The organism is Enterococcus villorum, assembly GCF_007990225.1.
GTDB classification, from domain to species: Bacteria; Bacillota; Bacilli; order Lactobacillales; family Enterococcaceae; genus Enterococcus_B; species Enterococcus_B villorum.
This window is the reverse complement of sequence record NZ_BJWF01000036.1, coordinates 1-22527: the sequence shown is the minus strand read 5'-3', so window position 1 is coordinate 22527 and position 22527 is coordinate 1. Positions and strand designations below refer to the sequence as shown.

The window sequence follows — 22527 nt, the reverse complement described above, 5'->3', positions numbered from 1 at the left end:
CTTTTTTTATTCAGACAAAAATTCAAGTACTTCTTGATTGAAGCGTTCCGGATCTTTTCTAGCTAATTGATGTCCTTGTTCGTTTACTAAAACAAAAGAAGCATTTGGAATAGTTTTTGCTAGATAAAGTGAGTGTTTCAATTTGATCACATCTTTTTTTCCGACAATGATGAGCGTTTTGCATTTTATTTTTTTTAATTCTGCAGTTGATAGGCCCACATCTTTTAATAATAACTTGATGACGAGCAAGTTATTTTTTAAAGATGGACGAAACAAAGACAATAACCAAATAACAATATAATGCAAATAACTAAGGAATCTTGCCGAAAACAATACTCCTTTTACTAATGTGTTTCCTGAATTAAGGATGAGACGTTGTACTTTTTCTGGATAATAACTGGAAAAAACAAGAGCAAGATTTGCGCCATCACTAAATCCGAGGATATTTGCTTGGGAGATACCTTCTGCTAGCATAATTGTATAGAGATCTTCCGCCATTAAGCGAAAAGATAAAGTATTGGCTTGATTGGTTGAGCGGCCATGACCACGACTATCAACGAGATAAACCGTATAAAACTGACTGAAGACAGGAACTTGTTCCGAGAAAAAACGACCACTCCCATCATTTCCATGGAGTAAAAAAAGCGGAGCACCACTGCCTGTTTTTTCGTAATAGATTTCAGTTCCATCCGCCATTTTTGCATATTTCTTTTCTTTTTCCACATAATCACCTACTGTTTAAAGTATAACGATAATTCTTACATAAGAGCAAATGTTTTTCTAAAAAAAAAACGATCAATTTCGTAAGATAATAAAAAAATTGAAAATTTCATTTTTTATTAAGGAAAAGCAGAAATGTTTACTAAGAAATAGCCAAGAACAGCAATAAATAGTAAGATAAAAAAAGATGTCAAAATAACTAGGTGGATTTTTATGAAGAAAAAAAGAAAACCAATCTTTCTAAAACTAATAACTTTATTGCTTATTGTTGTGATTGCAGGAATAATGATTCTTTTAGGAAAATCTTATCAATCAATCAAACAAGTCGAAAAATATCAGTCAGAAATAACAACTGCTGTAAAAAAATACCACATGGAAGAATATGAACAGTTGGTGAAAGCGATTATCTTAACTGAATCAAAAGGAAAAGGCATTGATTTGATGCAAAGTTCAGAAAGCGCCTATGGGAAAGCAAATGTGATCGACAATCAAAAAGAGAGTATTGATCAAGGTGTTAGTTATTTATCCGAAATGATGACTGAAGCAAAAAAACAAGGTTGTGATATGAACACTGCAATCCAAGCGTATAATTTCGGTAAAGATTACATTGTTTACGTAAAAAATCGCGGAGGAAAAAATACCGTCGAAATTGCGGAGGAATACTCCAAAAATGTATTGAGTCCGTTGTTAGGGAATGAAGAAAAAACCAAATACCGTTATTGGCGGATACAGTCTCTGCTTTACAATGGCGGTTATCTCTATCATAATGGCGGTAATATGTTTTATACCAAAATAGTAAAAATGAATGAAAATTTGATTGACGTTTACGAAAAGATCTGGAAATAGCTTTAAATGATTCGACAATTAGTAATACTATCAGAAAGAAGGAGTGCTCAAAAAAGTGGAAAAAAAGCAAACTATAACAGAAGAACTAGCTATAAGTTCAACAAAAGATTGGATTTTACGTTTTATAAAAGGAATGTTTATTGGTTCTGGATTCATCTTGCCAGGAATCAGTGGGGGTGCTTTGGCAGCGGTATTTGGAATGTATGAACGACTCATTTCTTTTTTAGCCCATCTGACGAGAAATTTTAAAGAAAATGTTCTTTATTTTTTACCAGTAGGATTAGGGGGACTAAGTGGGGTATTTCTCCTTTCATTCTTAGTTAGCTTTTTATTAGGGGCTTATGAAACAACAATTCTGTGGTTTTTTGTTGGTTGTATTGTAGGTACGGCACCTGCATTATGGAAAGAAGCGGGCAAAAAAGGCAGAAAAGCATCTGATGTTTTTATTATGGGAATGACTCTTGTTATAGCTTATTTATTTTTACTTTATGGGGCGCAATTGTTTGATGGTCAAGTAGAGCAAAATACGTTTATTTGGATCATTGCTGGTGGTTTAATTGGATTAGGGATGATTGTTCCTGGACTTAGCCCATCGAACTTTTTAGTCTATATGGGGTTATATAAGGCAATGGCTGATGGTTTCAAAGAATTGCGTTTAGAAGTGATTTTCCCCATCGCTTTAGGTGGAATCATTTGTGTATTAGGTCTATCAAAATTGATGGATTTCATCTTTTCAAAAGCGTATAGTCAGTTATTTCATTTTATATTAGGGGTTGTTTTTGCCTCAACGATTATGATTATTCCCACGAATTACACAAGTTTAAGTATGCTAGGTCTTATTTTTTGTCCCATCTTATTTTTAATTGGTGCATTACTAGGATGGTGGATGAGTCGTTTAGAAGAGAAATATAAATAAGCTTTGATAAACACATGACTTTTTAACTAATCCTCTGTTTAGTTGTTGAGAGTCTTGTGTTTTTGTTTTGTATGAAATAGATAAAAATAAGTTGTTTTTAGTCATAGAACAGGCTAGACTTAAAGATGTTGATTATTTTTTGAAAGTTGGCGGAAAATGGAAAAAAGAGAAATGAATGGACTTACTCAAGAAGAAGTGAACCAAAAAATTGCTTTGGGGCAACAGAATGACTATCAAGAGGATGCATCAAAAAGCACCAAACAAATTCTTAGCGATAATATCTTAACATTATTTAATTTTTTGAATTTTGGTATAGGCGTATGCTTGTTATGGGTAGGGGCTTACTCCAATATGGCTTATCTTGCCATTATTGCAGTAAATATTATTATTGGTATCTACCAAGAAATTCACGCGAGAAACTTAGTAAGAAAGCTATCAATCGTTTCCCAATCAGAAGTTCAAGTGATCCGTGATGGCAAAGAGCAATCCATTGCAACAACACAATTGGTTTTAGGGGATATAGTTAAAATCGGTGCAGGCGAACAAATTCCATCTGACTTGAAAGTCATTTCAGGTCGTGCAGAAGCCAATGAGGCATTGCTAACCGGTGAATCAGATTTGATTGTAAAAGAAATGGGAGATGAATTGCTTTCTGGTAGTTTCTTAACAAGTGGTTCTGTTTTCGCAGAAACGATACGTGTCGGTGCAGACAATTATGCTGTTCAATTAACGAATGAAGCAAAAACTCATAAAGCAATTCATTCAGAACTTGTTGATTCCATTCGGAAAGTTTCCAAGTTTACTAGTTTCGTTATCATACCATTAGGAATTATTCTATTTTTAGAAGCATTATTTATTCGAGATGCTTCAATTAAGCTCTCTGTTGTTGCTTCTGCTGCAGCTTTACTTGGCATGCTTCCTAAAGGCTTAGTGCTTTTGATCAGTATTGCATTAACCACAGGAGTAACAAAATTAGCGAAAAAGCGGATCCTCGTACAAGATATGTATTCGATCGAAACACTTGCTCATGTTGATACACTCTGCTTAGATAAAACAGGAACGATCACTGAGGGTAAAATGAGTCTTCAACGGGTCGAACCACTTCATTCAGTTTATGAAAAAGCGATACCTGAAATCATGGGAACCTATCTGACAGAAAGCAGTGACAATAATCTGACCATGCGTGCCCTTAGAGATTATTTTGAATTATCCAATCGCTATACTGTAACTAAAAAATTGGCTTTTTCTTCTGACCGTAAATGGGGAGCAATGGAATTTCCTGAATTAGGTGTTGTCTATATTGGTGCACCAGAACGTTTAGTAGAAAAGGATCAATTACCAGAGAGCTTAATGACCGCTCAAGCAAATGGTTTTCGTGTGTTAATGCTAGGAATTGCTCCCGGTCAACAATTAGTTGAGGGTAAACCACAGGGAGTGGAACCTGTCGCTTTATTTGAAATCGATGACCCTATTCGTAAAAATGCAGAAGAAACCTTAGCTTATTTACATGATGAGGGAGTTGATTTAAAAGTTATTTCAGGTGATAATCCTTTCACTGTTTCAAACATCGCTCGCCGTGCTGGATTACCAAACTATGATTCTTATATTGATCTTTCTACATTAACAGAAGAAGAATCTGTCCGAAAAGCTGTTCATGAATATACCGTGTTCGGTCGTGTAAGTCCACAACAAAAGAAACTCTTAGTAAATGAATTAAAAGAAAGCGGACGGACAGTTGCGATGACTGGCGATGGTGTAAATGATGTATTAGCGTTACGAGAAGCAGATTGTAGTATCGCCATGGCAGAAGGCGATGGGGCAACACGACAAATTGCCAACCTAGTCTTACTTGATTCTGATTTTACTACCTTACCAGAAGTTTTATTTGAAGGACGTCGCGTGGTTAATAATGTGACAAAAGTTTCTGGAATTTTCTTTATCAAAACAATTTATTCTTTCATTTTATCCATTTTATGTGCGATTACTGCTATAGGATTTCCATTTATACCAATCCAAATTACTTTGATTGATTTAGCGATTGAAGGGTACCCTTCTTTCTTCTTATCATTTGAACAAGATAAAAGAAAAATTACCTATCGTTATCTTCCAACTGCGTTAATTACTGCCTTGCCAAATGCTTTACTTGTTGTATTAAACATTATTGTTGTTTATCTTTTAGGAAAAGTTTTACCTTTTACTGCACTACAAACAACGACATTAATGTATTACTTGTTGATCGGAATTAGTTGTATGGCGGTGATCAAAGCTTGTTATCCATTTAATCCATTACGTATTTTCTTAGCTACGACGACCGTGATTGGTATTTACGTCGCAGCCATGCTCTTCCATCATTTGTTAGAAGTTGATCTAGGATTAGGAAATGCATGGACATACTTTGTTGGACTGATGATTATCAATATCATCCTGCGTCTCCTTTATTGGAAAGCAAATATTCAAAATCATCTATTAAATAAATTTGCGGCCGCTAAATAATCCATTTTTCATTGAAAGAGAAGAAGTAATGTACTTGAAAAAGTAGAAAATTATGATAGAATGAAATATGTATAATTGTGTCCTTTAAAATCGCACTGATTTTTGTTAGTGCGATTTTTTACCGGTATTCTCCCGAGTGGTCTTTAATAAAAAACCATCTGATTTATTTTACAAGAGGGGTGAAAGCATGGCTCAGCGAATTCCACAAGAAGTCATTGAAACGATTCGTGGACAAACGAATATCGTTGAGGTGATTGGTCAGTATGTCCAATTAAAAAAATCTGGAAAAAACTATTTAGGCTTGTGTCCTTTTCATGAAGAACGTACACCCTCATTTTCAGTAGCTGAAGACAAACAGATTTTTCATTGCTTTGGCTGTGGAAAAGGTGGAAATGTCTTTACCTTTCTTCAAGAATTAGAAGGACTCAGTTTCCCGGAAGCAGTAGTCAAAGTTGCTGATTTTGAACAAATCCCTTTAGAAGACCAATGGCGTAAACAAAGTTTCCCTTTAGAAAACAGTGATTCAATTAATGGAAAATTGATTTTAGCTCATGAAAAAGCGGAAGAAGTTTATCATCATATGTTGCTTCATACAAAAGCTGGGGAGCAAGCTCTAGATTATTTATTAAAACGCGGGTTGACATTAGAATTGATTCAAGAGTTCACTATTGGTTTTGCACCAAATGAGCGCTCATTTTTAAAACAAGTGTTTAAAAATGAGTCTTATGATCAAGAAGTTTTGGAACGCTCTGGTTTGTTTGTTTCCCATGAAGATGGTGGAATGTCTGACCGGTTTTATCAACGAATCATCTTTCCCATACGTAATTCTCAAGGAAGAACTATCGGTTTTTCTGGGCGATGGCTCGCACCGGAAAAAGGACAAGAAAAAGACCAGCCCAAATATTTAAATAGTCCTGAAACAGAGCTGTTCAACAAAAGACAAGTGTTATTCAATCTAGATAAAGCACGTAGCGAAATTCGGAAAAGTGGTGAAGTGCTTTTATTTGAAGGTTTTATGGATGTGATCGCCGCTTGGCAAGCTGGTGTGAAAAACGGAATTGCTTCAATGGGAACGAGTTTAACGAATCAGCAGATTCAACAGATTGAGCGTCTCACGAAAGAATTGGTTTTTTGTTACGATGGCGATCATGCTGGTTTTGAGGCAACGAATAGAGGGATCGAATTGTTGAGGAAAAATAGCCGTTTACAGTTATCGATCATTACGATGCCAGAAAAGCTGGATCCAGATGAGTACTTGCGTAAATATGGGAATGATTCATTTAATGAACTGATTCATCATGGTCGTGATACAGTTTTTACATTTAAGTGTCGTTATTTGAAACAAAATAAAAATCTAGAAAATGAAAAAGAGAAAATTGAATATCTAGAAGAAGCGTTAAGAGAACTTAGTCAAGTGATCTCGCCAATTGAGCAAGATATGTATCTTTCACAGTTATCAGCTGAATTTCAGATTAGCCGAGAAACGATGCAAAAACAATTGCGTGATTTTCGTAGAGAGAATCAAAAAAATCGGAATGAGTCACATACGGTGGCGCAGAAACCACAAATTTCACGTGCTACCGTGGCAAAGAAAAGGCCACTGACTCAGGTTGAAAAAGCAGAACAAATGCTTTTATTTCGAGCATTTAAAGAAACTGCAGTTCGTAATCTTCTGAAAGAACAACAATTTCAATTTGTTCATGATATGTACGCAGAGATTTATTTTTTATTTGATGCGTTTTTATCACAACATGATGAATTCAACCTTGCAGAGTTTTTAGACTTTTTGCAGGATGAAAATTTAAGGCGTTTAGTGGTGGAAATCGAATATTTGCGTGTTGCCAATGAAAGCACGCCAAGAGAAATCCAAGACTTATTGCGCGTGATCAGTAAATCTTCTTTAGCTGATGAAATAACTTTAAAAAAACAACTGCAGCAAGAAGCAAGAAGAACTGGAAACAAACAATTAGAATTGGAGTTAACGATTGAAATCATTAACTTAACAAAACAGTTAAAACAAGCCGAATAGCTACTCAAGGGGGGCCTTCTTTTATGGCAAATGTAACAGAGAATAAAAAGTATGAAGCAGCGGTAGCAGCTTTTATCAAAGAAAATAAACCAAAAAGACAAGTAGTGTATGATGATCTTTCAAATAAACTTGCTACGCCATTTACATTGAATGCGGATGAGATGGATAAATTGATCCAACAAGTTGAAGATGCTGGAATTAGTGTTGTTGATGAAAATGGTGATCCGTCCATTCACAGTTTAAAGAATGCAGAGAAAAAAGCAGAGCAAGCGAAAACGGAAGACCTATCTGCACCGACTGGCGTAAAAATTAATGATCCAGTTCGTATGTATTTAAAAGAGATTGGCCGTGTTTCCCTTTTAACTGCGGAAGAAGAAGTAGCATTAGCTTTAAAAATTGAAGAAGGTGACCAAGAAGCCAAACAACGTTTAGCCGAAGCAAATCTTCGTTTGGTGGTAAGTATTGCGAAAAGATATGTTGGTCGTGGTATGCAGTTTCTTGATTTGATCCAAGAAGGAAATATGGGATTAATGAAAGCTGTTGAAAAATTTGACTATCGTAAAGGATTCAAATTCTCCACATATGCCACTTGGTGGATTAGACAAGCTATTACGCGTGCGATTGCTGACCAAGCTCGTACAATTCGTATCCCTGTGCACATGGTAGAAACGATCAATAAATTGATCCGTATCCAACGTCAATTACTTCAAGATTTAGGAAGAGAACCAACGCCGGAAGAAATTGGTGCGGAAATGGACCTTCCTACTGAAAAAGTACGTGAAATATTAAAAATTGCGCAAGAACCTGTATCATTAGAAACGCCTATTGGGGAAGAAGATGATTCTCATTTAGGAGATTTCATTGAAGATCAAGAGGCAACAAGCCCGGCTGAGCATGCTGCTTATGAATTATTGAAGGAACAATTAGAAGATGTCTTAGATACATTAACTGATCGTGAAGAGAATGTTCTTCGCTTACGTTTTGGGTTAGATGATGGGCGCACCAGAACGCTTGAGGAAGTAGGAAAAGTATTTGGTGTAACACGTGAACGTATTCGTCAGATAGAAGCAAAAGCACTGAGAAAGTTACGTCATCCATCACGTTCTAAACAATTGAAAGATTTCTTAGAGTAAATCTCTCTTTGGATGATTCAGGCAGTTTTTACTTAAATACAATGAAAAAGAGAATAAGTCGTGATTCAGGATTTTTTATGAGGAACGGCTTTTTCTCTTTTTTTGTTGACCAATGCGCAACCTTCTTTTTTAGTGATAAAACAAAACAATATGGCTAAAAAGAGTAAAATTTTTTGTACAATCAATTCTTTGTGAGTATCAATTTTTTTATAATGTGGAGAAATTGATCGAAATATCCTATTGGCGAAAGTTTCAGAATATGGTAGATTAAGTGGTAGCGTAAACCTAACAAAAGGAGCCGATCGCTAAGTGATAAAAAAATGCCCAAAGTGTGGATCAAAAAAAATCAGCGGAGAACAAGTCTGTTCTGATTATGGTTATCAAATAGAAGAAACGGATCAACACACAAATGAAGAAAAAAAGAATGATATTCAGTCGTCAATGGATTCTTCAGAGGATTTTTTTCCAGAAACTGAATTGAATGACCCTATTGAATGGTCAGAATTAACTGACTTGCCATTAGAATCAGTCATGGAATTATTCAAAGAGGATACAATTCCCGAAGAAAATAACTTGTTGCAAACCGTAGATAATGTATCCAATAAAAAAGGAAATTCAATAAATTTAGATGAAGATAAACTAGAACCAAGCGTTAACGAAGAAGAACCAGAAAATGAAATAAAAATAGAACAACAAAAACGAGTAGCAGAACTGAAAGAGTTTGTTGATCACGAAAAAGAAAACTCTATTTTATCTGCATACATCAAAGCACATCGAGAAGATACAACAGAAGAACACGCAGAAGAATTAATGCGGATGATTAAAGAAGAACTTGCAACAAAAAACAAGGAGAACTCTTCTGAACAGCTACAGAAAAAAGCAGAAGAACAATCCAACTTGGTACAAGAAGATACATCGATTTCAAAAGTCTTAGATGATGCGTTAAAACCGATAGAAAATGTGTCTGCAGAAAAAAATGAAGAAGAAAAGAATAGCGACAAAAAGATAGCAGAAGAAAATGAGAAGAATAAAAATGCGGAAACGCAAAAACAATCTCAAGAACTAGCTAATGAAAAAAAAGAAAATATAAATAGAAAAGAAACTCTGCCACTTGAAACAATAACTAAAGAAACAGCGACATTTTCCAAAACAGACAATCAGCAAACCTCTTCTAAGAAAAGCAATGCTGAAAAAACATTCATTGAAGAAGACAATGAAGAACGATTAAAGAATACGGATTCTACAAATAAAAATTCTGCTAAAGAAGAAGTGGCGAAAGACGAACTGGCTACATCAATAGCAAACAAAGCAGAAAATCCTTCATTGACAGAACCAACAGAATCAATGAAGGAAAGTGAACCTTCTCAAAAGAAAAAGAAGAAAGGTCCTTATCTGGCTTTAGTAGCCTTACTGTTGCTTGGTGTCGGCGGCTGGACTTACTATGATCATCAGCAAAATGTGCAAGCACAAATCGCTGCTCAAGAAGAGGAGCAAAAACAAAAGATTTCAAACTTGCAACAAACACTGGCCGAATTTTATACGGATTCGTCTCGTCAATTTATCCGTACATCCATGATCAATCAAGATTTAACAAAGTTAAAAATCTCCTTAAATGAAGTAAAAGAAGAAAAAGAATATAACCAACTAGAAAAAACATATGAGGATATTCAAAGTAAAATTAAGGCAATTAAACACGTCAATGAGTTGTTTACGTCTTCTGTTATTGAAGATGATCATTTAGTCAATGATCCTAAATTAAAAGAAGATAAAAAAGTTCAATTACTAACAACGGATAATACAGCTTTCGGTCAGCTTGTTCAGCAAGCTCAAGAAAAAGCGGAAGAACAATATAAACAACTACAAACAGCAAAAGAAAAAGTGAAAGTTATTTATAATAATGATAAAGTAATAGAAAATGCCACAAGGAATCAATACAAGGAAGCAAAAGCAGCTGTTGATCAAGTCAAAAATGAAGAATTAATTGTTTCCTTAAAAGACCAACTACAAAAAGTCGATGAAATATTAACGGCAAAAGAAAAGAAAGCAGCACAAGCTTCGCAACAGGAAGCAACAACTACTACCACTACGATCACTTCCACAACGACAAATTCTGCAAATCAACCAATTATGTCCACAAGACAAAGCGATGTTTCTGATACAACAAATGCTGCTTGGAACTGGGCATCAGGAGTGCAAGAAAGCGTGATTGCCACATGTATTCAACGTGGATACATCGTTGAAGGTGGGTATAGATTGGAAAAAGCAAGAATCGAAAATGGCGAAGGCTATTATAATCTTTATGCCACTTCAACAAAATCAGCTTTAATGAATGGGATTGGTGAAAGTGCCTTACCGTTTTATATTGTAACGATCAATTGCAAAACGGGATGGTTTGGTGGGAACGGAAGTCGTTAGTTTCTGATGTTAATAATTGTTAGATAAAACACTCAGGTATCGCATATTTTGACCACATAAAACAAAAGAAGTCCTTTTGTTCAAGTGGAATAAAATATGCTAGAAGCCTGGGTTTTTTATCGTTTATAAGATGGAACCAACTTCTAATCAAAGAAACATTATGTTATGATAGCAAAGAAAAGATGGTGAATCTTTTATAAAAAGGAGAAATAAAATGAATGAATTATTAGCCACAATATTTACCGGTATGGTAATTGATGAAAATGAAAAAAATTATTTTGTCCAAAAACATGGACAAACCTTTGGATTAAGTAAAACTGAAGGAGAACATCACATCGGGGAAGCGGTTGAAGGTTTTGGGTACCAAAACCAAAAACATGAAAATCGTTTTACTACGGCTATCCCTAAAAGTCGCATTGGACACTATGCCTTTGGGAGAGTGACTGCTAGCAGAAAAGACCTAGGTGTATTTGTTGATATCGGTTTACCTGACAAAGATTTTGTTGTCTCATTAGATGAACTACCAACAATGACAGAACTTTGGCCTAAAAAAGGAGATCGATTGATGGTTTCATTGAGAGTAGATGCCAAAGATCGTATTTGGGCAAGTTTAGCTGATGAAAAAATTTTTAAGTCATTGAGTAAACGTGGATCAGAAGAATTAAAAAATAAAGACATTTCTGGCACCGCTTATCGATTGAAATTGACTGGTACGTATGTGTTAACAGATGATTTTTATATCGGTTTTATCCATCCATCTGAGCGTTATAATGAACCAAGATTAGGCGAACAGATTAAAGGGAGAGTCATCGGTGTAAGACCAGATGGTGTATTAAATCTTTCTTTAAAACCAAGAGCCTTTGAAACCATCTCAGATGATGCACAAATGATTTTAACGATCATAGAACGTTCAGCTGATGAGCAAATTCCTTTTACAGATAAATCGGATCCAGAAGCGATCATGAATGCTTTTGGCATTAGTAAAGGAGCTTTTAAACGAGCGATCGGCAACCTATTAAAACAAGGATTAGTTAAACAAGAAGCTGGAATGACCAAACGAATAAGAAAATCTAATTGAGAATCACTTGCATGTTTTTCTTAACTAGATTATAATTGTTTTAATTTATAAAAGAGATTTCTGGTTTTTAATTATAATTATTATAAATTGTTGGGGTTGAAAAAATGGTCATGAATGCAATGTCAGTAATGAAAAAAACAAAACAACAGTTACATGAATCTGGGTTTAAATTGACCCCGCAAAGAGAAGCAACCTTACTTGTGCTGTTAGAAAATGAAAAAGAACACTTATCTGCAGAAGAAGTTTTCTTTTTAGTGAAAAAAAAGAGTCCTGAAATTGGACTTGCCACTGTTTATCGTACACTGGAAATCTTGACGGATCTAAAAGTCATTGATAAAGTAAGTTTTAATGATGGCGTAGCACGCTATGATTTAAGAAAAGAAGGCGCAAAACACTTCCATCATCATCTATTGTGTTTAAAATGCGGTACAATTGAAGAAGTCGAGGAAGATTTGTTAAGCGAGGTGGAAGATATCGTAGAAAAACGGTATCACTTTTTAGTGAAAGATCATCGTTTAACTTTTCATGGTGTTTGTCAAAAGTGTTACATGAAAGAAAAAGAAAGTAAAACCGTCTGACCTAAATAGACGGCTTTTTCTTTGCCTGCATGTAAAATGGACTATCGAAAATGAAGCCTATCTGATATGATAGAAGAGCGCGAGGTGGTTTGTTATGAAAGAAGAAATTAGGGATTATCTCCACTATTTAACGATTGAACGTGGCTTGTCATTAAATACCAAAAACAGCTATGAAAGAGATTTAGCACAATACCTGCATTATCTAGAAGAGCATCAGTTGACCTCTTGGCAAGAGGTAGATCGTTACGTCATCATCAATTATTTAGAAAAAATGCACGATGAAAAAAAGGCACCTGCAACTGTGACCAGGATGATTACTAGCTTAAGGAGATTTCATCAGTTTTTACGACAAGAACGGGTAACCGATCATGATCCGATGCAACACATTGATACACCCAAAAAAGTACAGAAACTACCAAGTACATTATCTTTGTCAGAAGTCGAGCGCTTGATTGAAGCACCAGATACATCTAAAAATTTAGGTATGAGAGATCGTGCAATTCTTGAAGTGATGTATGCAACAGGCATGCGCGTCAGTGAATTGATCGGATTAAAATTAAGCGATCTTCATTTGTCACTTGGTCTAGTGCAGACTGTTGGTAAAGGGGACAAAGAAAGAATTATTCCTCTAGGTGATTATGCGATCCATTGGTTGGAGAGATATTTAGATGAAGCAAGACCCTTACTAGTAAAAAACAGTGCTGAAACTCATGTATTTGTCAATAATCATGGAACTGGTTTATCGCGACAAGGTATTTGGAAGAATCTAAAACAATTGGTTCGTGAGGCAGGAATTAACAAAGAAGTGACGCCCCATACTTTACGGCATAGTTTTGCGACACATTTACTGGAAAATGGTGCAGATCTTCGAACAGTCCAAGAATTATTAGGACATGCTGATATATCAACAACACAAATTTATACGCATATTACAAAGAAAAGAATGACGGATGTTTATAAGCAGCATTTTCCAAGGGCTTAGTCATAGGAAGGTGAAAAAATGTTAACACATTACCGAAAAGAAAATCACAAAATTGCAATGGGACTATTAAGTTTCCATAAAAAGCTAACAGATAAATCGAATTTACTCAAAGAAATTAATACGTACGAAACAGAAGAAGGCTATGAACTTTTTTTCTTTACTCCGGAAGGTTCTACTAATATTCAAGGAATCATTGGCGTCTATTGGGGAGAAAATAAAGAATTAATTATTCATGACGTTTCTTTAAACCCTTCCTATCGTGGGGATAAGATGGGGTTTTTGATGTTGGATGAACTTCAAGCAAAATACCCAGATTTTACGATACGACCAACAGAGATCACCGAACCGTATTTAACGAAATGGATCAATAGGACCAGCGAGGAAGAGTGAACGATGTGACAGCAATCAATATTAAATTAGATATCTTTGAAGGACCATTAGATTTACTCCTTCACTTGATCCAACAAATGGAGATTGATATTTATGATATTCCAATTGCGACGATTACAGAACAATACATGTCTTATATTCATACGATGAAAACGTTGGAACTTGCCGTTGCAGGTGAGTATTTGGTAATGGCTGCAACGTTGATGGCCATTAAAAGTAAGACCTTATTACCTGTACAAGAATTAATCGTTGAAGAAGAATATTGGGAAGAAGACCCACGTGAGGAATTAGTCAATCAATTATTGGAGTATCGAAAATATAAATATGCAGCCGAACAGTTAACTGAAAAGGCTCAAGAAAGAAGTTTGTATTATACGAAAGAACCAGTCTCTGTGGATGCTCTAATTAAAGAAGAGAAACCACTGAAACGAGGACAAGTAAAAAAAATCGATTTGTTTCGTGCAATGGAAAAGATATTAGAACGGAAGAAATTTTCTGAGAAAGTTGAAAAAACGATTGCCCCAGATGACACAACGATCGAAGAGCGAATAACGTTTATTGAAGAACGACTCAAGAAAAATGTCAAGGGATGCTCTTTCGATTCTTTCTTTGATGCCCCAACAAAAACAGAAGTGGTAACGACTTTTATGGCGTTGTTAGAAATGATGAAAAACGGGCAGATTATTGCACAACAAGCAAGAAACTATGAATCAATTATGCTTTATCTAGCAGTAGGAGATACCGAAAATGACCAAATTAAGTGAACTTGAAGCAATCCTTTTTATCGTTGGTGAAGAAGGAATTAGCTTAGAAGAGATTAGCTATCTGTTAATGATTGACAAGAAAGAATCAATGGCACGATTGGCAGAGCTAAAAGAAAAGTATGAGAAGGATCCAGATAGCGCTTTGCATATTTTAGAAACAGACGAACGTGCTGTTTTAACGACAAAAAAAGAACTAGCTTCATTGTTAAAACGTTATGCGCAGGGAACATCAAATACCTTGTCTCAAGCTGCTATAGAGACTTTAGCAATCATCGCTTATAAACAACCAATTACTAGAATCGAAATTGAACAGATTCGTGGTGTTCAAGCCTCAAGTGCTGTACAGCGTCTATCTGCCCATCATTTGATCGAAGAAAAAGGAAGAGTGGACGGCCCAGGACGTCCGATTTTATATGGAACCACCTCTTATTTTCTAGATTATTTTGGACTCAATTCGCTGAAAGATTTGCCAGATATACAAGCAATGGAAAATACCTTAAATGAAGAGGTTCCACTAGACCTGTTTTTTGATGAGATGAATGAAGGAGAACAATTATAATGGAAAGATTACAAAAAGTAATTGCGCATGCTGGAATTACTTCAAGACGTAAAGCAGAAGAATTTATTTTAGCGGGTAGAGTGAAAGTCAATGGAAATGTAGTAAAAGAATTGGGTGTTAAAGTAAGCAAGCATGATCTAATTGAAGTGGATGAAGTACCAATCTATCAAGAGGAATATGGTTATTATTTACTCTATAAACCAAAAGGAGTTATTTCAGCAGTTTCTGATGATAAAGGTCGCAAAGTCGTCACAGATTTACTGCCAATGGTAAAAGAACGCATCTACCCTGTTGGACGTCTAGATTATGATACTTCTGGTATTTTACTTCTAACCAATGATGGCGAATTTGCGCAACGTTTAACACACCCTAAGCATGAAGTCGATAAAGTCTATGTTGCTAAAGTAAAAGGAATTGCCACTAAAACACTGTTGGCACCTTTAACCAAAGGCATAAAAATCGAAGGCAGAAGAACGTCTCCTGCGCGCTATCAAATCTTATCTGTTGATCCAAAAACCAATCATAGTATTGTGGAATTGACCATTCACGAAGGAAGAAATCATCAAGTTAAAAATATGCTTCAAGCCGTTGGATTACCCGTTCAAAAATTAAAGCGTGAGAAATATGGTCACTTGACACTTCAAGGGTTGCGTCCCGGTGAATATCGTGAGCTAAATAAGAAGGAAATCAACAGTTTATTCAATCAATCCAAATAGTTACTTACTTATCATAAGAAAAAATGATTGCATTTTTTCTCAAGCTATGTATAATGAAAAGGTAAACAAAATTATAAAATGGTTCGTCTTCAGGGGCAGGGTGCAATTCCCGACCGGTGGTTATAGTCCACGACCTACTTTACTTAAGTAGCTGAATCGGTGAAATTCCGATACCGACAGTATAGTCTGGATAAAGAAGATAGAGCTTATTTGACGTAGCTTTTTGTTAAATAACTCTAACTCTCCCTGTGTCTTATTGGAGAGTTTTTTTATTTGCAAATATTCGTTGAAAAGTTCGCTGAAGAGGAGTCCTAACAGGAGGATTTCAAATGAAGAATACCCGTGTACAAAAAATGGTCGCTGTGGCATTATTTGCTGCGATCGGATTGGTTTTGCAATACGTTGCATTTCCTATCATGCCAGCTTTTAGCTTTTTAAAGATTGACTTTAGTGATATTCCAGTATTGATCAGTATGTTTTTATTTGGACCAGTGGCAGGAATAGTCACAGCTTTCTTACGTTCCATTCTACATTTGATCACTACAGGTTTTTCGCCAGATAATCTAGTGGGAGATACGGCTAGCTTTTTAGCAACAACTATTTTTACCTTACCGATTTTTTATTTCTTCCGTAAGCAAACAAAAGCAGGTAAAAATAAATTTTTAGGTGTGATTTCTGGTACGATCGCTATGACTTTATTCATGAGCGTGGCTAATTACTTTGTTATTACGCCATTATATCTTATGTTTTTGGGCTTGAATGCGAATCAAATGTTGGGTATGCCTTTAGTCAACTATGTGCTGATCGGAATCGTTCCTTTCAACTTAATCAAAGGATTTATCGTTAGCGCAGCCTTTTTAGTATTGCATGCAAAATTATTACCATGGCTTGCTAGAAAGCAGCATAAATTAGATCAAGCACACTCATTGTCAAAATAAACATGTAAAAAACATGATAAAGATCTCCAAAATACATTTGTGTATTTTGGAGATCTTTTTGTATTAAGAAGTAGACTGTTACAAAACTAGAATATCTAAGGTATATTTTTTCTGTTACATCAAAAATAAAGAAAAGGAAATGAAATTTTTGAGTAAAGATTTATCAGTAAACTAAGAGATAAAACTTATTTTTTTCTTTCATTTAAAATTGGTGGAAACCTTTTTCCAATTATTTTGATTCTTCTTTTTATTTATTGATGAATAATAGGGGGTATGTTTATGAAATCGATTTCTTTTGTTTGATATAATATAAAAAAAGGAATTTTAAAGGAGATAGTGATGGAGGCTTCCGAAAATAAACCATACGTCGTGGAAAATTTGGCTGGGAAACAGCAGAAACCGATGGCAGAAATTGAACAAAAGGAAGAGATGGACGAAAGTGAGAAACTTAAATTAAAGGTAAAAGAATTAGATGAATACTATTACAAGCTATACAAAGGTTTTGCTAGTAGAGAAGAAAAAATGAAAGCACAAAATGATATTATTTTTGTCAAAAAAAGCATACAAAAAATAAAGGATGACTGTCGTGAAAAATCCTCTTTTGATCCTTTTTCCGCAAGTAAAACGTTAAAAAAATTAGGGATTACAAGACTTTATTTAGAGACATCTTTACCTTTATCAGAAGAAGTAGATTATCTCATTAAAAGAACATACTATGGTAATAGTTTCGCCCCTTTTCTTTCTTCGAATGATTCAATTGATGCAATTAAGGGGTTAAAGGATAAAAAGCTTCAAAAAAAAGAAGCAGTCCTAAAAAAATATTTAAAAAAGAAAAAACAAATGATGCCTTTTGATATCTATAAAAATTATGCACGTCAGTATGTTGAAGTTTTATGTGAGATAGAGATAAGAAAAGCTATATCAAAAAAATTACAAGAAATATTTGGAATATCTGAAAAAAAACTTCATTTGAAACGTTCACTAATGAAAATAGGAAAAGTAACAAGAATAAAAACTGAATGGAATAGTCTACCACATTTGACAAAAAAATCATCTGAAAATGAGCAAATCGTACAAACATTACAGAAAGTACAGTTAGATTTAGAGACCCAGGCTGGACCTTCAACTTCGGGTCAATCAAATTTTAAAAAAATTCAAAAACAAGTTTCAAGTTCTAGTTCTATAGGAGAAAGTGACGAACTAAAAACGTTATTAGAGATAAAAGCACCCGACTTCAAAGTGAAAGATGCAGATGAAAAAAGTGTTTATGAGAATGTAGATGCGGATGGAAACAGTATTCATGGCAGTACAAAAATAATTCAACCAAAAGAAGAACAGATGAAACAACATCTAAAGTCTATATTGAAATCAGTGAATAAAAAATTTCAAGAAACTACTATAAAAAGTTTATCATTTAAGGAAACACATACTACTAATAAGGAAAAGGGCAAGATGCTAGAAAGAGGATAAAAAAAAGAACTTATCATCTAAGAACATCAAATGTTAGGACGTATTGCTAACTTTGGTGTTTTTTCACGTGTTGTTTGTGATACAATGCTTAAATGTACATGGGTGGATTAGTGCAACATATTAAGTTTAAAAAATATAGAAATAGTGATTCGATTGGAAAAATTACTTATATTAAAAAATAGAAAAGTAAAACGAACCAATTGGGGAAGAACCAGCAATAAATGATTTTTCATAAAAATTTAGTTGATGAAAAAAAATACAATAACTTTATATGTGTAAGCGTTTTACTAATAGTGTTTGAGTATTTCTTTTTTTTATGCATAAAAATGTATTTTATTGTTTTCTATGTGAAATTCTTCTCGTTTTAAATGATAAATAATTTGATTACTTATATATTAGAAAACGCTACAATTGTTTTGAAAAAGCTTCATACTAAAAAATACAGGAAAAGGAGTGAAAAACGAATTTTTTGAATAAAATTCACTGAAATGTAGGTTATTATTTTTATTATTGCATTTTTTTTGTTAAAATAACAGATGGAATCTTTCATAAAAGATTCTAAATGAAAGCAAGAAAGGAAGAAGAAAATGGAACAAACGAAAAAGAAAAAATTTCAAATGCCTTCAGCGTATACGGTCTTATTCATTATTATTGCGATTATTGCTGTATTAACATGGTTCATACCGGCTGGACATTATAGTGTCGACGATGCTGGCAACATCATTGCGGGTTCTTATGAACGAGTAACACAAAATCCTCAAGGGCTATGGGATATTTTCATGGCACCAATTAACGGGATGTTAGGTGTACCGGCTGGAGAATTAACGAAAGAAACACCAGCTGCTATCCCAATCTCTTTCTTTATTTTAGTTGTAGGTGGATTTTTAGGTATTATTAACAAAACAGGCGCATTAGATGCTGGGATTGCTTCTGTTGTTAAAAAATTCAAAGGCAAAGAAAAAATGTTGATTCCAGTATTGATGCTCTTATTCGCTTTAGGAGGATCAACTTATGGAATGGCTGAAGAAACAATTCCATTTTATGCATTATTGATTCCAGTTATGATGGCTGTTGGGTTTGACACGGTTGTTGCAGTAGCGATTGTTTTAGTAGGGTCGCAAGTTGGCTGTTTAGCTTCAACAGTTAATCCCTTTGCAACAGGTGTTGCTTCGCAAGCTGTGGGGATCTCAATGGGTGAAGGAATTGGCTTACGCTTTTTAATGTTCGTTATATTATTAGCAATTTCTATTCTTTATGTTTATCGTTATGCTTCTAAAATTGAAAAAGATCCAACGAAGTCACTTGTTTACGATCAAAGAGAAGAAGACATCAAACACTTTGATATTGATGCAATCGGTCGACAAGAAACAATTACAAAAAGACAAAAACATGTCAACGTTTTATTCTTTATTACTTTTGGGATCATGATTATTAGTTTAATCCCTTGGACAACATTGAACAAAAACTTTACAATTTTTGAATCACTAACAAATTGGTTAACGAATTTACCGGTAGTTGGAACAGTATTAGGTAAAAATATGCTTCCATTAGGCGAATGGTATTTCCCAGAAATTACGATGTTATTCTTAGTCATGGCGATCGTGGTTGCGATTACTTACGGAATGAAAGAATCAGAATTTATCTCAGAATTTTTAGCAGGAGCTTCAGACCTAATTGGTGTAGCGATCGTTGTCGCAGTGGCTCGTGGGATTCAAGTAGTGATGAACAATGGGTTAATTACCGATACTATTTTACACTGGGGAGAACAAGGATTAAGTTCATTATCTTCAAGTGTCTTCTTAATTCTAACATTTATCTTCTACATTCCAATGTCATTCTTGATCCCATCAACATCTGGTCTAGCAGCTGCTACAATGGGAATTATGGGACCTATGGGTGAATTTGCAGGTGTCGGTAAAGATTTAGTTATCACTGCATATCAATCAGCATCTGGTTTGGTCAATTTGATCACACCAACTTCTGCCATCGTTATGGGGGCTGTTGCAATTGCTCGTTTTGATATTTCAGTATGGTGGAAATTTACAGGCAAATTGATTGCTATTTTATTTGTGGCAATTTGTGTTATCTTAGGCGTAGCAGCCATGTTTTAGAAAAAAAGTGGTAAAAACATCGCTTAGCTCTGCTAACAATAAGAAACATTTAGGCTTATTTCAATGAGCTGATAATTGATCAACGTGGAAAAGGCAGTAAATAAACTGTCTTGGATCAAGCAATAAGGACGAACAGAGAAAAATAGCATTTCATATTTTTCCTCTGTTTGGGCTTGTTGTTGCAAAAAGTCTTTGATCATCGTTTCCAATAAAAACAATAAAAGAAGCCAATCAACGAATGTGTTAGAAGCAAAATAGGAAACAAAACGGATGTTTTATCTTTTTTGAACAAATGGTGAAATCACCTGTTAAAGTTGAAACATTGTTTGAAAAAAGAGGTTGTGTCTGTTGTTTTGACATGACCTTTTTATTATATTAGGAGGCTAGGAACATGAAACAATTTGTAACAAAACAACATCATGAACAAGCATTGGAATCTTTAAGTGAATTGATTCGTATCCCATCAGTTCTGGACGAATCTGATACTGGTAAAGGTCATCCTTTTGGGAAAAAAGTCATTGAAGCCCTAGATAAAGTCCTAGAAATCAGTGAAAGTTTAGGATTTAAAACATTTAAAGACCCAGAAGGATACTATGGTTATGCCGAAGTGGGTTCTGGTGATGAATTATTCGGTATCTTGTGTCATATGGATGTAGTGCCAGCAGGGGATGAAAAGAATTGGGAGTCTAAACCTTTTGATCCTACTGTAAAAGATGGTTGGTTAATTGGGCGTGGTTCCCAAGATGATAAAGGACCATCAATTGCTGCAATGTATGCAGTTAAATCTTTAATGGATGCAGGAGTGGAATTTAACACACGTATTCGCTTTATTTTTGGTACAGATGAAGAAAATTTATGGCGTTGTTTAGATAAATACAACGAAAAAGAAGAAGGAATTACCCAAGGATTTGCTCCTGATGCTGAGTTTCCATTGATTTATGCTGAAAAAGGTTTATTACAAGCTTACCTAACTGGGCCAGGAACAACAGAATTTTCAGTAAATGCTGGTGGGGCTCTAAATGTTGTTCCAGATACTGCTCCTTATTCAGGCGAAAAATTGGATGAAGTAAAAGCAGCATTGAAAAAACACCATTTTGATTTTGAAGATAAAGGGGATTCTGTCGTAATTCTTGGAAAAAGCATCCATGCAAAAGATGCCGCAGAAGGTGTCAATGCTATTACTCGTTTGGCTATTGCTCTTTCGGATGTCTTTGATTTTGCCCCACTTAACTTTTTAGGAAAATTAGTCCAAGAAAACGCAACTGGCGAAAATGTGGTAGGTAAAACGGTGGATGAACAATCTGGTGAATTAACCATGAATTTTGCAAGTTTAGAAATCACGCCTGAACAAACAAAAATCGGTGTGGACATGCGTATTCCGGTTACCTTTAAAAAAGAAGAATTAGTTGAAAAACTAACAGAAACTGTGAAAAAATATGATTTGACTTACGAAGAATTTGATTTCCTAGATTCACTTTACGTACCATTAGAGAGTGAATTGATCAAAAATCTTTTAGGAACGTATCGTGAGATTACTGGCGATATGACGGAACCATTTGTTTCAGGAGGCGCAACTTTTGCTCGTACAATGAACCAATGTGTCGCTTTTGGTGCAATGTTCCCTGATACACCAGACTTTATGCATCAAGCCAACGAACGCTGGGAATTAAGCAGTATGTATAAAGCAATGGAAATCTATGCAGAAGCTGTTTACCGTTTATGTGGTAAATAACTTAAAACGAAGGAATCATTTCATTTTTTAGCACTCGTTTTTAAGCGAGTGCTTTTTTGCATATAAATACCAGAAATGTTATTAAAAAGTTTTTTTTAAGAAAAATAAATAACATAATTTGTATTAAAAAATAATGAAAAAACCTCTTTTTTAATGATTTTTGTATGTTTATATAATAACATTGAAACAAAGGTGGTGAAAATCTTTCTATAAAGCTATTGAATATTAGAATGAGAAGAAATAGCTAAATTTAAAAAAATTTGTAGATTTGAGAAAAAATATTAAATAATGGGGGAGAGTAAATGAAAGGAAAAATAGTTAAGCTCTGTATGGCATTGGTACTTTCAGGAAATACGTTGTTTACTAATGTTGCTTCTTTTAGTGCATTAGAAATAGAAGAAACAACAGACGAGAAACCTGGAGAGATTCTGGGAAATGAATTAGAACAAGCCGAGGGAGAGATGGTTGGAGAAGCGCATGAAACAAATGATGAACAAAATGAAAGTCATGATCAAATAGAGGAAGAAAATCAAAATGATATGCAAAATCCGATAAATGAAGAGCAACAAAACGACATACAGCATCTAGTAGACGAAGAACAACAAGATCAAGTACATAGCAAAACAAATGAAGAACCACAAAATAGCATATATAATC

At 34.7% G+C, this 22527-nt stretch carries 20 protein-coding genes and 1 riboswitch; of the genes, 18 read left to right on the top strand and 2 right to left on the bottom strand.

The genetic code is table 11. The annotated features are described in order from the left end of the window. Positions 1–6: 6 nt before the first annotated feature. Entirely contained in the window at positions 7–723 is a 717-nt protein-coding gene (locus EVI01_RS10905) for an alpha/beta fold hydrolase (RefSeq protein ID WP_010751298.1), read from the bottom strand. A gap of 210 nt (positions 724–933) precedes the next feature. Here EVI01_RS10905 and EVI01_RS10900 point away from each other — a divergent pair, with 210 nt between their 5' ends. The 16 genes from EVI01_RS10900 to EVI01_RS10825 all read left to right on the top strand — a co-directional run bounded on the left by EVI01_RS10900 (position 934) and on the right by EVI01_RS10825 (position 20138). Beyond that, a complete protein-coding gene (locus EVI01_RS10900; protein ID WP_010751297.1) occupies positions 934–1566 on the top strand; it encodes a lysozyme family protein in 633 nt (210 codons plus the stop codon). 55 nt (positions 1567–1621) lie between these two features. Then, positions 1622–2482 (top strand): DUF368 domain-containing protein, encoded by an 861-nt coding sequence (locus tag EVI01_RS10895; protein WP_010751296.1) that lies wholly within the window; start codon positions 1622–1624, stop codon positions 2480–2482. A 171-nt stretch (positions 2483–2653) separates the two neighbouring features. After that, entirely contained in the window at positions 2654–4975 is a 2322-nt protein-coding gene (locus tag EVI01_RS10890) for a cation-translocating P-type ATPase (RefSeq protein WP_010751295.1), read from the top strand. A gap of 187 nt (positions 4976–5162) precedes the next feature. Then, on the top strand, positions 5163–7004 hold the full coding sequence (dnaG, locus tag EVI01_RS10885) for a DNA primase (RefSeq protein ID WP_010751294.1): 1842 nt from the start codon (positions 5163–5165) through the stop codon (positions 7002–7004). Between the two features lie 23 nt (positions 7005–7027). Beyond that, entirely contained in the window at positions 7028–8137 is a 1110-nt protein-coding gene (gene rpoD, locus EVI01_RS10880) for an RNA polymerase sigma factor RpoD (protein WP_010751293.1), read from the top strand. Positions 8138–8446: 309 nt separating this feature from the next. Continuing rightward, positions 8447–10552: a cell division site-positioning protein MapZ family protein gene (locus EVI01_RS10875; protein WP_010751292.1), complete on the top strand. Its 2106-nt coding sequence runs from the start codon at positions 8447–8449 to the stop codon at positions 10550–10552. A gap of 214 nt (positions 10553–10766) precedes the next feature. Next, positions 10767–11630, top strand: a complete 864-nt coding sequence (locus EVI01_RS10870; RefSeq protein WP_010751291.1) for a CvfB family protein — start codon at positions 10767–10769, stop codon at positions 11628–11630. A 104-nt stretch (positions 11631–11734) separates the two neighbouring features. Then, positions 11735–12208 carry a ferric iron uptake transcriptional regulator gene (gene fur, locus EVI01_RS10865; protein WP_010751290.1) on the top strand — a complete coding sequence of 158 codons (474 nt, stop codon included), beginning with the start codon at positions 11735–11737 and terminating at the stop codon, positions 12206–12208. A 94-nt stretch (positions 12209–12302) separates the two neighbouring features. Next, entirely contained in the window at positions 12303–13190 is an 888-nt protein-coding gene (xerD, locus tag EVI01_RS10860; RefSeq protein WP_010751289.1) for a site-specific tyrosine recombinase XerD, read from the top strand. An 18-nt stretch (positions 13191–13208) separates the two neighbouring features. Then, positions 13209–13580: a hypothetical protein gene (locus EVI01_RS10855; RefSeq protein WP_010751288.1), complete on the top strand. Its 372-nt coding sequence runs from the start codon at positions 13209–13211 to the stop codon at positions 13578–13580. Continuing rightward, the gene (locus tag EVI01_RS10850; protein ID WP_010751287.1) at positions 13577–14344 is read left to right on the top strand and encodes a segregation/condensation protein A; all 768 of its coding nucleotides are present in this window, start codon (positions 13577–13579) and stop codon (positions 14342–14344) included. Before EVI01_RS10855 ends, EVI01_RS10850 begins: the two co-directional genes overlap by 4 nt. Continuing rightward, a complete protein-coding gene (scpB, locus tag EVI01_RS10845) occupies positions 14328–14903 on the top strand; it encodes an SMC-Scp complex subunit ScpB (RefSeq protein ID WP_010751286.1) in 576 nt (191 codons plus the stop codon). The genes EVI01_RS10850 and scpB overlap by 17 nt, the downstream gene beginning before the upstream one ends. Next, a complete protein-coding gene (locus tag EVI01_RS10840) occupies positions 14903–15619 on the top strand; it encodes a pseudouridine synthase (protein ID WP_010751285.1) in 717 nt (238 codons plus the stop codon). The genes scpB and EVI01_RS10840 overlap by 1 nt, the downstream gene beginning before the upstream one ends. An 81-nt stretch (positions 15620–15700) precedes the next feature. After that, a riboswitch (FMN riboswitch) is annotated at positions 15701–15824 on the top strand. A 124-nt stretch (positions 15825–15948) separates the two neighbouring features. Further along, entirely contained in the window at positions 15949–16557 is a 609-nt protein-coding gene (locus tag EVI01_RS10835; protein ID WP_010751284.1) for an ECF transporter S component, read from the top strand. 402 nt (positions 16558–16959) lie between these two features. Next, positions 16960–18027, top strand: coding sequence for a hypothetical protein (locus EVI01_RS10830; RefSeq protein WP_146811680.1), 1068 nt, complete (start codon positions 16960–16962; stop codon positions 18025–18027). Positions 18028–18614: 587 nt separating this feature from the next. Further along, complete coding sequence (locus tag EVI01_RS10825) at positions 18615–20138, top strand: YfcC family protein (RefSeq protein WP_010751282.1); 1524 nt, start codon at positions 18615–18617, stop codon at positions 20136–20138. A gap of 32 nt (positions 20139–20170) precedes the next feature. On the opposite strand, the gene EVI01_RS13730 is transcribed toward EVI01_RS10825, so the two are convergent. Further along, a complete protein-coding gene (locus EVI01_RS13730) occupies positions 20171–20338 on the bottom strand; it encodes a hypothetical protein (RefSeq protein ID WP_155853994.1) in 168 nt (55 codons plus the stop codon). A 191-nt stretch (positions 20339–20529) separates the two neighbouring features. On the opposite strand from EVI01_RS13730, the gene EVI01_RS10820 reads away from it, so the two are divergent. Beyond that, positions 20530–21870 carry a M20 family metallopeptidase gene (locus EVI01_RS10820; RefSeq protein WP_010751281.1) on the top strand — a complete coding sequence of 447 codons (1341 nt, stop codon included), beginning with the start codon at positions 20530–20532 and terminating at the stop codon, positions 21868–21870. A 302-nt stretch (positions 21871–22172) separates the two neighbouring features. Next, positions 22173–22527 (top strand): hypothetical protein (locus EVI01_RS10815; RefSeq protein ID WP_146811678.1); only part of this gene is annotated, 355 nt, incomplete at its 3' end.